Origin of the sequence: Mesorhizobium sp. M1403 (assembly GCF_040317695.1) — a bacterium.
Classification (GTDB): domain Bacteria; phylum Pseudomonadota; class Alphaproteobacteria; order Rhizobiales; family Rhizobiaceae; genus Mesorhizobium.
Map to the genome: position 1 here is coordinate 1 of NZ_JAMYKY010000053.1, position 15,570 is coordinate 15,570.

Consider the following 15,570-nt stretch of genomic DNA (forward strand, 5'->3'; position numbering starts at 1 on the left):
ACCGGCGCGCGGTTCGCCTGTTTTCGGACTGGGTGTCACGCGTGGGTAAGCGCGACACCGATCTGGCTCGCCGGTTTCTGGCGGAAAAGCAACTGCGCATATCGTTCGAACGACGGCCTCATTTCGGGGCACGGGATGACAAAGCGGCGCCAATGGCGTGAACAGTTCGGCGTTCAAGACATGGCAACACGAAGATTGACAGCACGTTGCGGTTGAAGAGCTGGCAAAACGCAGGCTGTGTGCAAGGGAAGGCGGGTTGGCCCCGCTTTTCATGCGTCGATTGTGCCTCTGGCTGCCCGCGCCACAATGACCCTAGAGATCAATCAAGCTGCGACCTTCTTGCGGCTCCGCTTCTCGGCTCCGGCGCGTGCGGCTCTTTCAGTTTGCGGCCGAGCCCGATCGTCTTTGGCTAATGGAGGGCATCGCGATAAAAGTACGCCAAACAACGCTAAGGGAGAACAAACGGTGATCTGATTTCGTTCGACGCTCGTTTTCGAGAGCCGTTCTGGGTCGTTCGCAATCAACTGTGTAGGCCAGCCGAGCGAGCAAGGAGCGCCAGATCCGGACAGGGCTGAGTGGGGTGTTTCTCCGAAAGGTGGGCCATGCCCTAAGGAACACGAGATGTAGTGGACTCGTCGATCCGCGCGGTTTCGATTCGCGCACCCGGGCACAACGCTTGGATAAGTCCCATCAGATGCTCCCCGGTGGCCGTCATCTGTATAGCTGACATAGGGCCGAGGGCTTCCAGCACGAGCCACATGGCGCGGGTATCGACCGTGACCCATGGTGCGCCGCCCCTGCCGCCAGTTCCAGCGGCGGCACGTGACACCGGAATCATCGCACCAGATGACTTCGCCCGGTTCGGGATGCTCGGTTACCATTTCACCTTGCTCGATCGTGTCGAATGGCTCCGCTCCCTTCGCAATTAAAAGTCTCGGGACCCCTGGTAAAGATCGAGATCCTCCCCGCCAATCGGAACGCCATATCCACCGAGCGAGTGGTCGAACCTTACGGAGTGTTGATCGGAATCCGACGCTATCTGGTGGCCAGGCCAACAACCGATCGCGCGGGTCCGCTCAGGCACTTCGTGGCTGAGAAGATCGAACGCGCGGAACTGATCGGCGAGGTCTTCGAACGTGATCCAGGCTTCGACATTCATGCGCATGCGCGGAAGGCGTTCGGAGCTTTTCAGAACGACAGTGAGTTTGGCGAAGTCATCTGGAAGTTCAAGCCTGACGCAGCGCCGCACGCGCGAACTTTCCTGTTCCATCCGGCTCAGATACTGGAGGATCAACCCGACGGTTCACTGATCGTGCGTTTCTGGGCGTCCGGTCATATGGAGATGTGCTGGCACCTCTACATGTGGGGAGACAAGGTTGAGGTCGTAGCGACGGAGGTCCTTCGCCGAATGGTTGAGAGGCACCAGCGCTCTGACTTTCCCTCGCTTCCATAGAACGCAATTTCCCAAACAGCTTTGAACGGTGGGAACCGCACGATCCGCGGCTGGTGACAGGTTCTGTCATTAGCCTGTGGAAACCTGAAATCCCGAGGGCTTGGCAGCCTAGGCAGAAACCTAAGCGCAGCCCAGTATCTGTTTCGGGGAATCAAAGCCTTCTCACGCGAAGGCAAAAGGTGAGGGCATGGCTTTTCGATTTGTTCATACGGCGGACGTTCATCTGGATTCGCCGCTTCGGTCGCTGGCGCTGCGCAACCCGGAACTAGGCGAACTGATAGGCAACGCGACCCGGCGTGCCTTTGTCAATATCGTCGATCTCTGCCTATCCGAGCAGGTCAACGCGCTTCTTCTCGCGGGTGACCTGTACGACGGCGATCAGACCTCCATGAAAACTGCGCGGTTCCTTTCCGAGCAAATCCGACGACTGGACCAAGCCGGAGTGCGGGTGTTCATCATCCGAGGCAACCACGATGCGTTGTCGAAGATCACCAGAGAACTGACGTACCCGGAAACCGTAAAAGTCTACGGTGGGCGCCCGGAGGCTATCTCGCTCAAATTGGATCAAGCGACCCCTGTGGTTATTCACGGGCTTAGCTTTGCGCAGGCCCAGTGTCCCGAAAGTCTGGTGGGAAAGTACAAACCACGGATCGAGGGCGCTGTTAACATCGGTCTTCTGCACACCAGCCTCGCAGGAACGGGGGGGCACGATCCATGCGCCCCCTGCAACGTCTCGGATCTGGAGGCGACAGAGTTCGACTATTGGGCGCTCGGTCACATTCACAAGCGGTCAATCAGTAACGGACGCTGCACGATCGTGATGCCTGGCATGCCCCAAGGGCGCGACATCAACGAATCCGGTCCGAAATCGGTGAGTCTTGTTACGATCGCTGATGACCGAACCGTCCACATTGAGGAAAGGTTCACCAGCATCGCACAATTCGAGCGCGTCGTGATCGACCTCGACGGCATCGCAGATTGGCGTCAGATGGTGACCACGGTAGCGGGCAACCTGGGGGCCGCGCGGGAAGCTGCAAATTCCGAACATCTTGTGGTCCGGCTTTCCTTCACCGGACGAACGCCGCTCGCATGGCAGCTCCGTAACGACGCCGACCTCGTCAAGACCGAAGCCGAGCACAGGGCATCCGCCATTGGCCGGACCTGGATCGAGAAATTGGAAATCCAGTGCACCGACCTCGTTTCCTCCGATGGGTCCAACGGGGATCCGCTCATCGAACTTCGGGAGCTTGTCGGAAGCGAAATCATCGGCTCGGAAGCTTACCACGCCGCGCTCATCGATATCGGGGAGGAGCTTCGTGGTCATCTGCCACCTGAAAGCAGAGGCACTTTCGGTGCTGATCAGGAGGAGTTTCGGGCCACGTTGCGCCTGCTCGCGCAGGAGGGGGTCGAAGATGTGCTCGCACGGCTCCATCATCGGAAGCAGGATGAGGTAGCATGATGCGCATCAACCGGCTTGACCTTACCCGCTACGGCAAATTCACCGACAAGCACATCGACTTCGGGCCCGTGGAGCCGGGCCGTCCAGATCTACATATCATCTACGGCCCGAACGAGGCGGGCAAATCGACCGCCCTATCTGCATTCCTCGACCTCCTCTTCGGCATCGAGTCCCGCAGCCGCTATGATTTCCTCCATCCTTACTCAACGATGCGCATCGGGGCCGCATTGGACATCGGTGGTGTTGCCCGGGAGCTTGTCCGGATCAAGAAGCCCCAAAGCAGTCTGCTCGGTCCGGGTGATCAGCCGATCGGCGAGCATTTAATACTCGGCGAGCTTGGTGGAGTTGAGCGGGACGTCTATTGCGCGATGTTTTCCCTCGACGATGACACCCTTGAGGAAGGCGGGAAGAGCATCCTGGCCAGCAAGGGTGATCTCGGACAGCTTCTGTTTTCGGCAAGCACAGGTTTGGCCGCACTAAGTCAGACACTTGTTGAATTGCGTTCGCAGGCCGACGGCCTTTTCAAACTCCGTGCCCGCAGCAGTGAAATCGGCGACTTGAAAAGTCGGCTTTCCGACCTGAAGGAGCGAAAAGAGCAGATTGACACTCTCGCCACCCATTACCGCCAGATGGTGGAAGCCAAGAAGCGGTCACTGGCACACTACGACGAGGCGATGGCGGACCGAACCCGGACGCAGCTTCGGCTTGACGAGATCAAGAACCTGCTGACCGCACTGCCACGACTGGCGGAATTGCGGGACATCCGCGACAGTCTCGCTGAGTTGCAAGATGTTCCCGAAGCGCCGCCTTCCTGGGGAAACGAACTTCCGGCAATTCATCAGGAAGACATCGAGCTTGCCGTGAAGCGAGAGACGGCGAAAGCGTCCATCGCCGAGCTTGAGAAAGGGCTCAATGCCATTGCCGTTGACGACATCGCGCTCACCTTGGGGCAAAGGATGGACGCTATCGGCGAGTTGCACGCCCGTTATGTCACCGCTGAAAGGGATCTGCCGGACCGTCGCCTGCAATTGATGGAAGTCGACCGGGAAATTGCGAATATTCTGCGGCTTCTCGAGCGCCCTGAAGGAGACGAGCCGAGCAGCCTGATGCTCGGAAGTCGCATTTCTGGGAGCATCAGAGATCTCGTTGAACGCCGCTCCGGTATCGACGCGACACTTCAAAACGCGAAGCGCGAAGCCGAAGAGGCGAACCGCCGTCTGATCGAGTTGCGGAGCAAGCTGTCGAGCGAAGCCGCTGCCTCCATAAAGGGCAAAGCCATTGCGGCGCTGGCGAGGGAGCTCTCGGCGCTTCGAGAGAACGATCATGCCGCCCGTCGCCGTGTCGCCGAACGCTCGCGTGTGGATCTTAAAGAAATACTGGCGCAGCAGATGTCGGAACTCCGACCGTGGGGTGAAAGCGTTGACCAGGTACGGCAAATGAGAGTGCCGGCACCTTCTGAGCTGGAGGCCTGGAAATCAGCTCTGTCTAAAGCGGAAGCCGAGATCGATCGCTACAGCGATGACAGCGGGCGCCTCACGAGTGAGCTGCGGTGTTTGCGAGCCGAACTGGATGCGTTGAAGAATTCCACCGGCGTCGTGGACGATCATGAAGCAGCGACGTCGCGATCCGCGCGTGAAGCGGCATGGGCTACGCATCGTGACGCGCTCGATGAATCGACCGCTGCGGCGTTTGAGATCAAGCTGCGGAAAGACGACCTGATCACCAGCGCACGGCTGGGACACATGAGCGACCTGGCGAAGCTGAATCAAACTTATCAGAGGCTCGCCGTCGCGGAAGCGGAATTAGAGCGCTCAGCGGAGTTGCTGAACGCGGCGAAGTCGAAACGCGAAGCTATCAGGGCCGAAATTCTGGAGTCCGCTCGGAGAATGGCTCTGACTGTTTCTGGCGAGATCAAGCTAGGTGGGCTTGAGGCATGGCTGGGACGCCGCGAAATGGCCCTCGCGACAGCCGACTTGCTCCGGGAGGCCGAAGGTGACTTACGCCAGGCGGAAGCGGACGGCTCGGCGACGCGCAACCGGCTCTCGGCGGCACTATCGGCGGCAGCCGTTTCCCAGGATCACTCTGACTCCTACGAAGCGCTTTTGGCCAGGGCCCAATCCGCCGTTGATCTTGAAGTCGAACACAAGAACTTGAGGGAGCAACTTGAACGCTGCGAAAGGGAGCAGGCTTCCCGCCAGTCAGCCCTTGAAACGGCAACTGCCGACGAGGCGCAATGGGACGCGTCATGGGCTGAGGTTTGCAAGAGCTGCTGGCTCGGCGCGGGAGGGACTATCCCCAGCCTCGCGACCGTCAAGGAGGTCATGGACAGACTTGCCAAGCTCGGCCCGGCCGCTCAGCGACAAGCCGGTTTAGCAGATCGCATCGCCAAGATGGAGGAAGATAAGGCGGCTTTCTCACGCGAGCTTGCAGTCATGGCCGCGGAACTCGGATTAGATCGACCAGCAGAGAGTGCCCTGAGACTCTGGGCGCTGATGTCCGCCAGAGTGGAAGAGGCCCGATCGAAAAAGGCGGAAAAGGAATCCAAGCACCTTGCACTGGAGGATCAGATTCTCAAAGACCGGGACCTGGAAGCTGAAATCGCGGTTTGCGAGCGCCGCAAATCTGAAATGACGCAGCTGTTCGGAGTATCATCCTTGCGGGAGGCAGAGAAAAAGCTGCTCATGATCGAGCAAAGGAGGGACTTGCGCCGGCGGTCCAGTATCATCGAACGCGAAATCCGAGACGCGCTATCAATCCAGGACATTGCCGATGTCGAACAGATGCTTGACGCCGCGGATCGGCCTGCGCTGGACTCCGAGCAGGTAGAACTCAGAGCCCGGTTTGAGGATCAGGATCGGCGCGTACGAGAGTTGTTTACGGCATACAGCAAAGCGTCCGACGAGGTGGATGCCGTCGACGGCGATAGTGCCGTGGCTGCTATTGATGAGCAACGGCGCACGGTCCTCCTGGAAATTGAGGATAAGGCGTTCAGCTACTTCCGCCTCAGGGCCGGCGTCGTAGCGGCCGAGCAAGCCTTGCGCCTCTATCGCGACAAGCATCGCAGTTCGATGATGCTTCGCGCCTCGGAGGCTTTTCAGGTGATCAGCCGTGGCGCCTATCGTGGCCTGGCGACCCAGCCTGACAAGGACACCGAAGTCCTTATTGGCATCGGGGCTGATGGGAGTTCCAAGCTTGCGCAGGAAATGTCAAAGGGAACACGCTTCCAACTCTATCTCGCGCTCAGAGTGGCCGGCTACCACGAGTTCGCCCAATCTCGAACTCCTGTTCCCTTCATTGCCGACGACATCATGGAGACGTTCGACGACTTCCGTGCCGAGGAAGCCTTCCGGCTATTTGCCGATATGGCGGAAGTGGGCCAGGTAATCTACCTGACGCATCACCAGCATCTTTGCGATATCGCCAGGCGGGTTTGTCCCAATGCGCGCATACACGAGTTGGCGCCGCCGCTCGCTCTGGAAAGCCGTGCGGCATGAGAGGTCGGAGCCGAGTGGGGGATTCGGAACGCTACCGGCCTCGGAGATTCCGCCGGTACAGTCTCAGCTGATTTTCATGTCACTGCCGATTTCCGATGCGAGGGCGCTGGCGTCCTCGCGCGCGCGCGAGGAGTTTAGATATTCGCTGTCAGGTCGGCTTGCAAACGAATTTCGTCTCGCCGATGGTGCGCCGGGGTAACATCGGGGGGGCAATGAATACCATCACCTCAATCTCAAAGCTCGACGAGCGCGTTGCGCGTGACCAGCGCCATGCCGAAATCGCGGCCAGCGCAGCGAGGGCTGAACTTGTAAGTCTTCGCCCGGCGCTGGCTCCCGTGGATAGCCGCTTCGGTCTAACGGACCACGATCGAGGCCGAATGGATTATGCCGACCGAAGGCAGGCTGCTCTTGAGGCGATCGAAGCGCAACCGTTCCAAGTGATGGTGGAAGCCTACACCGAGGTGGCAGGTGAGGACGGGAAAGTGATCGAAAAGGAGCAGCTGTGGTATGCCAACGCTGGGTCCTCCGCGAACGAAGTCTTCAAGTACGGCAGCACGACGGTCGCCGTGCTCGCCTGGACCCACCCAGGCCTTCAGCTGGCGCTAGGGACTAAACTCGGTGATTTCCGGGACGTCCGGGCCAACGGCTATCGCCTTCTGAGCGTTGAGCCGCTCGCGAAAGCACGCTTCGACGAAACCTTGCCGATGGTTTCGGCAGTCTACGAACCGGGTGGCGCCGTTCGTCCGCAGGCAGCTACGCCAGCAAAGACCGGACTAAAAGCCGTTAAGCTCCACATGACTCAGGACCAGGTGCTTGCCTTTGTATCCCGGATGTCGGGGCTTATGGTGGTCACTGGCGCCCCTGGGTCAGGCAAAACGACGGTTGCCTTTCAGCGCATCCGCTTTCTGTTCGACCAGCAGGAGCAACGACAGAATGGTGGACGCTTGGTGCCTTACAAGCCGGAGCTCACCCGCGTCTTCCTCGCTAACCCGAACCTCGCCGATCAAGCCAAGGCTCTTCTAGCAGACCAGCTCAACATCCCGACGTTCGTCGTCCAGCCCGTAGACGACTTCGTCGTGAGCTACTTGGACCAAGTTTGGCTGTACAAGCACAATGCCCGACCGCGTCAGCGAAAGCTGCCTCCGTTGGATATCGCTGCGCGAATGGCTGTGCTCGGCCTTTCAGATCACCACGATCTCACTCGCCTCTGGGAGGTCTACGAACATCAAGTCGCAGATCGTCTCGGATCGGCCGCGGAAGCGCCTTGGGCGAGGGTTGACGTAAGCAATGTCGCGAGTTTGACCGCATTGGCGAACAGTCTTCGAACCGTTGCCGAACGAGCAACCGCCGGTAGCGACCCGTTGCGGTCGAAGCTCACGATGGGAGCGATATTCCGGGGGGTGACGAGCAGCTACACTGCAGCACGCGAGGGGATGCGGGCAGGAGTAAGAAGCCGATTTGACGAGCTTTTTCAGCAATGGCTGTACTTCGTCTACGATCCGCTCTCGGCCCTGGCAACGTACTTTGGATCCCGCGCGTCGGAAGCGGCCCACAGAATGAGGCGGGGCACAGGCGCTCGCGTTGACGAAGCCGAGATCCTAAAGAATGCAATCTCTGAATGGGCTGAGCGCGGGTTTGGCCCCGAAGACCGATCTTGGCTCGCTTGGCTCCTGCGCTTTGCACTACCTGAAGCAACTGATCCCGACTCGCGATTCCGCGAAGTGCCCTCGGCTATTGCACCGGCTATTTCAGGCCGCGAGCGCTGGACGCATGTTGCGATCGACGAGGCACAGGATCTCTGCGTAGCCGAAGCATCACTCATTGGTTCGTTGGTCGATCCGGACGGTGCACTGACAGTCTCGGCGGACTTTCGGCAGATCGTCAGCCCGGTACACGGAATGAGAACAACCGATGCACTTCGCATCGGCAGATCTCTTCGTGGCAAGGGAGCGGAGCAGATCTACCCGTTTGCCCGGAACATGCGGCAGAGCCTTCAGATAGGCCGATTCCTACAGGGGTTCTATGAGATCGCGTTCAAGGAGCGCCCCACGTTCGAGGTGAATACCACCCTGCACGACAAGAAGCCTCAGCTCATCATCGCCCCGCCGCAGGATCAGGCTTTGCGAATCAGGCAGCTCGTTTCCGTCCTGCGAAGGTCCCATGTCGTCCGGAGCATTGCGCTTCTCCAGATCAACGAGGACGAGCAGTCTTTGAAACAATTGCGATCCGCGCTTGACCAGGTAGGCGTTCCTCTCGCGCCTCTCTGGTCAGCTGCGGGAGACGGCCTCGTCACTACTTCAGTCGAGCGGATAAAGGGGCTTGAGTTCGACGCATGCATCGTCTTGGGCCTGGAGGATGTCGAGAGCGCCGCTCTGAATTTCACATTGAACCGCGCCTATGTCGCGCTCTCGCGCCCTGCGCGGCGCCTCGCCCTCATTTCCAACGAATATCCATCACTGCTGCGTCGAGTTGATCGCGATCTCTTCGATATCACGCATTCCTGACCTCCGACTAAGGTTCGATATGTCCGATAGCGCCAGCCCCCCCCTTTTCCCCGCCTTCGAGCGCTTCGTCGAGCGCAATGGGCTCCTAGCCAATGCGAAGGGCATCCTCGCCGCGCGACTTCCGCGAATCCTGGGTCAAGGACAAACGCGAGCGGAAGGACTAAACATGCCGCCTGCGGTTATCGAGCGGCAGCAGGAATTATACGCTCTATCACTGCCCGACACTGCCGCGCCCGACCCCGAGGTTCGGCACGAGATCGCCGATGCAAAACGCGCCCTCGAGGCGCATGCCGAACATATGCGCCATCCGGACAACCGCAGGCGTTTTGCCATGCAGGTGCTCCATCATCTGGAGGGCGTTCAGACGGGCAACAAGGACAATCATTTCTTCGCCGGCCGCTTGGTTCTCGTTCCTGACAAAAGCGGCCAGAACTGGGCTTGGTCGATGACTGCCCATTACCCGGTTATCGGTAAGATTCCGGCTGACATTGACTACGTCGTAAACGCCTACAAATCAGCTGAGCGCATCGTCGACGACTGGACGTTGCCGGTCGATCTCTTCCTCGACAGGTTGCTGCTGGCCTGGACAATGGCCAAGCATTTCACGAGCGGCGAAGACATCTTGATTGCGGATGTCGCACGACTATTCAAGATCGCCGCGCAGAACGAGCGCTTCTGGGGTACGCCAGCGCGGCGGAACTTCGAAGACGTTCCAGAAGCAGTCTTTATCGCGAACCTAATTAACTGGCGTCGCAACAAGGATTCAGCAACGTCACGCGACAGCTTCGAATTTGAACTTGTACCGGCGACCCTGAACCAAGCGCACGGTCCCAAGTCACGCGCCTTCTTCGTACCAGGAAACGCCGAGGGCACAGTCGTTCGGCCGATGATCTACATGCGCCGCCAAACGGTTTAAGAGGGAGGGTCCCAGTGGAAGTCGCAATCAACAAGATCGACGCGAAGCACCTTGTCAAAGGCCTGCTCAATTCGCCCATCGCGCCGGGCAAGTATTCTCACTTCATCAACGTCGGTACGGATCACATCCTCGACGCACTTGACCACAACTATTTCCGCGGTGACCTCGCCGAGGGAATTGGCTGCTTCAAGTATCTTGAAGGGGACTATGGAAGCGGCAAGACGCAGTTCATCAACAGTTTAGCCAGTCGTGCAAGTGAGCAGGACGTCGTCACTGCTCTGGTTACCGTTGGGGCCGAATGCCCGTTCAATTCACCGGTTGCCATATTCCGCGCCATCATGGAGTCGTTTCAGCCACCGATCGAAAACCAACTGAACGGGAACGACTCCAAGGGCATCGAAATCCTCATCGAAAGTTGGATCGTGCGTCGAATTCAACAGCTCGGCGCGCAACTCGGCAGTGATGTGCCTGAGCTAGTCCAACGGCAGATTGAGCAGCAGATCGGAGGACTCTGGAGAGGTGCTCCAGATCAACAAATGGCCTCTGCTCTCACTGCACTTAGCCAGCGTTTGCTGAAGCTGGCGTGCGGCGCAGCCGATTCCGTCAGCGACAATGAGTTGATCTCGTGGATTCGCGGTGACAATGTCCGATCGACGGTCCTTAAAAGTATGGGTCTGTTCGAGCCGGCACGCGATGAAAATGCGTTTCGGCGACTCAAGACGGTCATCTCATTTCTGCGCAGCCGCATGGGGTATAAGGGCTTCTTCATCGCATTCGATGAAGGAACGCGTACGTCCTCATTCCGCCGTGGCTCGGCGAAGCAGAGGCAGGCGATCGAAAACCTGCTCACTATGATCAACCAAAACGCCGACGGCGAGTTCGGTGGGGTCATGTTCCTCTACGCCGCTACACCCGACTTTCGCTCGGAAGTGATCAGCACCTATCGAGCACTCCAGGATCGGATAGGCACCAAGGCCTTCTCGAGGGGCAGCCCTATGGTGCCGCTCATCAATATCGAGGAGGCCAACTCCGAAGCGGTAATCTACAGCATCGGTGAAAAGCTTTTGAGCGTCTTCGGTCAAGCCCACGGCATGGCATGGGATGTGCCGACCCAGATAGCCAACATGCGAGCAATTGTTGCGGCGCAGAAGGACCTGTTGTTCGAGACGCCGAAGCCGCGCTTCTTCGTCTATCAGTACTGTCGTTTTCTCGATCAACAAAAGGACGAGCAGCGCCCGATCAGTGCCGAACAGGCGAATGATTTTGTCAGCAACAATGAACCTCCGCTTGATGGCGACGGCGCATGATCGTCTCAGGCACCCAAGTCGAACACGCGGAATACGGAATAGGAACAGTTCTGGCGGTCCTCGGTGGCGTGGCTACCGTCGAGTTCTTTGGCGAGGCGCTGGACGTTGTCGCCGGCGAACTTATGCCTCGCCAGCTGTCCAAACAGACTGCACCTCCACCGTCCCGTGGGCAAACCTCCACGGACTTCGCCTTTCGGAAGTCGTTCGAGGCGGTCAATCTTGGTGTGGTGCCGACTGACCCCGACCAACTTGTAGATCTCACGATAGGCGGTGAGCAGGCGTCGGACGAGATAGGTTCACTACTAGCGAACGCATCGAAGGATGGCGTTTGCCGGATCTTCATGGGGTATTACGGTTCCGGCAAGTCGCATCACCTGCACCTTGTCAAAGCGGTCGCCATTCGCGACGGCTGGGTCACGGCATCGCTTGAGCTTGATCCGAAGGCGGCCGATCCGGCCAAGCCTGCTACCGTTTACCAAGGTCTCGTCGGCGGGCTTGAATTTCCGATGCGTGCCGACGGCAGCAGAAGCGCAGATTTCTTCGATCTTATTAAAGAGATCCGAGACAATTGGTCAGTCGTTCGCGACCTTCCCTATTTCAAGAGGTCCCCCTGGTTCAGCAAGGGGTTGGAGGCCCTCCTTTACCTCTCTCATCGTCGCGACGACACGGACTACGTGGCTGCGGTCAGCTGGCTTGCCGGCCAGGTAAAACAGATCGGCGCCATTCGCTCGCTCAGCTGGCGAGGCGGTCACAAGACCCAGATCCCAATCTTGCCTCAGACGAAAGACACGGGGCTCATCTATGCCTACAATCTCGTCGTTCTCCACGAAATCCTAAAGGCGCTTGGCTATAAAGGCTTGGCCCTCATTATCGACGAGGCCGAACATGTCCGAAGCTACTCGTTCAACCGCTACATTCGGGCGAACAACTTCTTCGATATAATCGCGCGTTGTGCTCACGCGCCGCGAAAGGACCTCCAGAAGCCGCAGAGCGACTACGAGCATTTCGACCTGCCACCCTTCTGGAAGGAAGGCCCCCATTTTACGCTGTTCGTGGGCTTGACTGAGGGCGAGGATACCCATGACCTGAAGCGAAAGATGGGTGAGATGAGCGTCTTGATCCACGATCCAAAAGACGTGGTTCATCTCGAACCGCCATGCGAGAGTGACTACGAGAAGTGGTGCGAGGCCTTCCTTGCCGAAAGTGCAGGGCGTCTTGGTCCGAAGGTGCAGCTGCTCGCGGATCCCGGGCTGAGGGCGCGGATCGCAGCAACACTCCGCCACCACTTTGACCACACGCCCATATCTGAGCGGATCCTACGCAATTGGACCAAGATGGCCGGCTTCGCGCCTGCCGTCCTGATGAGCAGCGACGGAGCGACGAACAGTGACGAGCTCGTGGAGTTGGTCGACGAGGCGGCGCGACAAATCGCCGGCGAGATACTCCCCTGGGATGACTGAAACTCGCTCCCAACTGGGCCGCATGATGCCAGACGGCTTCCCGATCTTCTTCGACGGACGGCAGCCGTACGAAGGGCAGTCAGTCGTGATGTCAGAGATCGTCCGGGGGCATCAGGTGCTGTTCGCGGCGCCCACTGCATCGGGCAAGACGGAAGCCGCAGTCACCCCGCTCTTTCAGCGGCACATGTCCTTCACGCGCCAGAGTCTCTCGACGGTCTATGTCGCGCCGACCAAGGCACTCGTGAACGATCTACATGAAAGGCTGGTCGGGTATCTCGGCACGAGGTTCCCGAGCGCGATTTCACGCTACACTGGAGACCGCCACGAACTCGGATCGGCTTCGGGCGTGTTCTGCTTGCTGGCGACCCCTGAAGCACTTGACTCCTTGCAATTGCGTCGCCCGGAAGCGCTTGCTGGGGTGCGCGCCGTAATCGTCGACGAGATTCACCTCCTGCATGGTCAGGCTCGTGGCCAACAGCTGCGCCATGTGATCGAACGGATCCGAAAAGCCGCCGTGACGCCGAAATCAGCAAGGGACAACTTCCAAGTTGTTGGGATGACGGCAACGCTAGACGACATGGAAGGCGTTGGTCGGATCTGGCTGGGCGACGATGCCAAGGTTATTGCGCACGGTTCACCAAGGGAGATAGACCTCCAGCTCATTCGGATAGCCGCGGATGCCAATGTCGATCCGTACGTCGCGCGAGCCAGATCTCTGGTCCGATGGGTGGACGAGGCGGGTCTTGAGAAGATCCTGGTATTCACGAACTCCCGCAATGCTGCGCACGCATTATCGGCGCATCTGCACCGAGAGCTCAACGGCAGGCGATGGCCGGTACACCTTCATTTCGGCGCATTGTCGGCGTCCCATCGGGAGCGAGTCGAAGACGAGATGCGTGCAAAACGGTATGGTATCTGCGTCGCTACATCAACACTGGAGATCGGCATCGACATCGGCGACATCGATGCTGTCGTCCTGGCCGACCCGCCCACGACTGTCAGCGGCTTTCTCCAACGTATTGGTCGTGGCAATCGCCGCAGTGGCATCTGCCGAGTAGCCGCCTTCAAGAGCTCCGAAGATGACGAGCGGATGATGCGCGCCTTGATCGATTGCGGGCGGCGCGGTGACCTCGACGATGCTTACGAGTATGATCGGCCTTCGGTCCAGTTTCAGCAGATCCTCAGTCTATGTTGGCGGGCCACGCGGCAGGATCGCGCTCTGTCCGTTGCCGCTCTAGCCGCGGAGGCGGGCACGGATACGCACAAGCCCGTCATCGACGACATGATCGACACCGGTTGCTTAACCAGCGTCCGCGGAGCCCTGATTCCCTCCGACCGTCTGATGGACGAAGGTGATGCCGCCCGCATACACACCGTCATTGCGGGACAACCGAGTTCCGCCGTCTTAGATCTTCGCACCGGAGAAGCAGCGATCCGCGACGCAGACGAGTCCAGCGCAGGGGGTGCAGTGTTCATCGGCGGGTCGATGCGTAAGCTGGTGGTGGGCTCCGAAGGCGGCGCGTTCGTTGGGGAAGGGGTGTCCCGTTCTCAGCCTCTAGCCCGCATCAAAGCGACCGGTTCGGGTTTGCCGGTCAGCCGCAGCGTCGTATGGGGCCTCGCGCGTCAACGCGGCCATGATCCGACCCGGTGGCAGCAGGAAGGAACCAGGCTCGTGACTTGGGGCGGCGTGCGGTTCAACACACTGCTCGCCGCCCTCCTCATGCGCGAGGCGACGGGACGGCGGTTCCTGCCGTCCGACGTCGGCATCGGGGGCCCCGTGTCTGCTGTGATGATATCGGTCGAAGGCGTTCGGGAGTTGGCATCTCATGCGGAACGAACCAATGACCTACCAATCAGCATAGCCGCGAAATTCGCAAGTCCCAGTCGCTTTATGGGCGAGCTATCGAACCGCTTGGCCGCAGATGAGAAGCGTCGGTCGATACCCTGGACGCCATTTTATCGCTGGCTAGATCGCGTCTCTGGCATCGACTTGGTCGGATCCATGCCGATAGATTAGATGGTGTCGGATTGCACTTAAGTGTGAGAATGCGGCGGTCTGTGCAGCTTACTGCCAAGGAGTTCGATAGCGCGGGCGCGGCTTGCGCCCGGCTTGCCTTGCGGTGCAGCAGATAGGAGAGCGGGCGTCGGCCTGTGGGCCGGGCTGTTGGCTGCGCTGAAGCCCCGGAGCCGGGTCTTCACCCTTGCGGGCTGTCATAAAATCGCGCTCGAGCGGTTGGCGCTGTGGGCTCTGCGCCGCTATGCGCCGATCGTCGCTGCCGATGCGCCGGACGGCATTGTGATCGATACCACCGGCGCCGACCATCTGCATGGCGGCGAGGTTGCGATGCTGGCCCGGATGGTGGAGCGGCTTGGCGCAGCGGGTTTTGCTGCACGCGCCGCGGTCGCCGACACTTGGGGCGCAGCCCACGCAATGGCCCGCTTCAGCACACGGCAAAAGCCTGTGGTTCCATCCGGCGAGATTGCCCAAGCGATCCTGCCTTTGCCGATCGCTGCCCTCCGTCTTCCCGCCGTGACGATCGATAGCCTGCGACGGCTTGGCTTCGAGATAATTGCGGACCTCGCCGCTACGCCACGCGCGTTGCTCGCCTTGCGTTTTGGACCGGAACCCGGCCGCCGCCTCGACCAGGCGTTCAGAGCCGATCCGACCGCAGGAAATCGTCGAAGTGCGCCGCAATTTTGCCGAGCCGATCGGCGCGGCAGAAACAATTGCGCGCTATACCGGCAAGCTGGTCGCCGAACTGTGCGCCTCACTCGAGACGCGAGGGCTTAGCGCACGCCGGCTCGATCTTCTGTTCTTTCGCGTCGACAATCGCATCGAGGCGATCCGTGTCGGCCACGGCAACGCCGGTTCGCGATGTGAAGCGCCTGACCCTGTCAAACGGCGTCCAAAACTGACCCCCGATCGGCGTCCAATTTTGACCCCCCTTATGTAATGCGCGGCGGTCAGCGTTCGCCC

At 59.6% G+C, this 15,570-nt stretch carries 8 protein-coding genes and 1 pseudogene; all 9 read left to right on the forward strand.

Annotation, left to right across the window (positions count from 1 at the left end; genetic code table 11):
• Window positions 1-1,087: 1,087 nt before the first annotated feature.
• Window positions 1,088-1,453 carry a helix-turn-helix transcriptional regulator gene (locus tag NKH01_RS33960; protein ID WP_502912714.1) on the forward strand — a complete coding sequence of 122 codons (366 nt, stop codon included), beginning with the start codon at window positions 1,088-1,090 and terminating at the stop codon, window positions 1,451-1,453.
• Window positions 1,454-1,640: 187 nt separating this feature from the next.
• Window positions 1,641-2,912, forward strand: a complete 1,272-nt coding sequence (locus tag NKH01_RS33965) for a metallophosphoesterase family protein (protein WP_353024618.1) — start codon at window positions 1,641-1,643, stop codon at window positions 2,910-2,912.
• Window positions 2,909-6,406 (forward strand): ATP-binding protein, encoded by a 3,498-nt coding sequence (locus NKH01_RS33970; RefSeq protein WP_353024619.1) that lies wholly within the window; start codon window positions 2,909-2,911, stop codon window positions 6,404-6,406. The genes NKH01_RS33965 and NKH01_RS33970 overlap by 4 nt, the downstream gene beginning before the upstream one ends.
• Window positions 6,407-6,618: 212 nt before the next feature.
• Window positions 6,619-8,910 (forward strand): helicase domain-containing protein, encoded by a 2,292-nt coding sequence (locus NKH01_RS33975; RefSeq protein WP_352595232.1) that lies wholly within the window; start codon window positions 6,619-6,621, stop codon window positions 8,908-8,910.
• Between the two features lie 166 nt (window positions 8,911-9,076).
• Window positions 9,077-9,826, forward strand: a complete 750-nt coding sequence (locus tag NKH01_RS33980; protein WP_352595234.1) for a hypothetical protein — start codon at window positions 9,077-9,079, stop codon at window positions 9,824-9,826.
• 14 nt (window positions 9,827-9,840) lie between these two features.
• Window positions 9,841-11,133: a BREX system ATP-binding domain-containing protein gene (locus NKH01_RS33985; RefSeq protein ID WP_352595236.1), complete on the forward strand. Its 1,293-nt coding sequence runs from the start codon at window positions 9,841-9,843 to the stop codon at window positions 11,131-11,133.
• Window positions 11,130-12,593 (forward strand): BREX system ATP-binding domain-containing protein, encoded by a 1,464-nt coding sequence (locus NKH01_RS33990; RefSeq protein WP_353024620.1) that lies wholly within the window; start codon window positions 11,130-11,132, stop codon window positions 12,591-12,593. The genes NKH01_RS33985 and NKH01_RS33990 overlap by 4 nt, the downstream gene beginning before the upstream one ends.
• Window positions 12,586-14,610, forward strand: coding sequence for a DEAD/DEAH box helicase (locus tag NKH01_RS33995; protein ID WP_352924324.1), 2,025 nt, complete (start codon window positions 12,586-12,588; stop codon window positions 14,608-14,610). Before NKH01_RS33990 ends, NKH01_RS33995 begins: the two co-directional genes overlap by 8 nt.
• Window positions 14,611-14,757: 147 nt before the next feature.
• Window positions 14,758-15,485: pseudogene (locus tag NKH01_RS34000) on the forward strand (Y-family DNA polymerase); the annotation flags it as partial.
• Window positions 15,486-15,570 lie beyond the last annotated feature (85 nt).

Bases quoted from the DNA above. Each gene is read 5' to 3' on its own strand.
- NKH01_RS33965 (WP_353024618.1), top strand. From the start codon at position 1,641: ATGGCTTTTCGATTTGTTCATACGGCGGACGTTCATCTGGATTCGCCG.
- NKH01_RS33970 (WP_353024619.1), top strand. From the start codon at position 2,909: ATGATGCGCATCAACCGGCTTGACCTTACCCGCTACGGCAAATTCACC.
- NKH01_RS33975 (WP_352595232.1), top strand. From the start codon at position 6,619: ATGAATACCATCACCTCAATCTCAAAGCTCGACGAGCGCGTTGCGCGT.
- NKH01_RS33980 (WP_352595234.1), top strand. From the start codon at position 9,077: ATGCCGCCTGCGGTTATCGAGCGGCAGCAGGAATTATACGCTCTATCA.
- NKH01_RS33990 (WP_353024620.1), top strand. From the start codon at position 11,130: ATGATCGTCTCAGGCACCCAAGTCGAACACGCGGAATACGGAATAGGA.
- NKH01_RS33995 (WP_352924324.1), top strand. From the start codon at position 12,586: ATGACTGAAACTCGCTCCCAACTGGGCCGCATGATGCCAGACGGCTTC.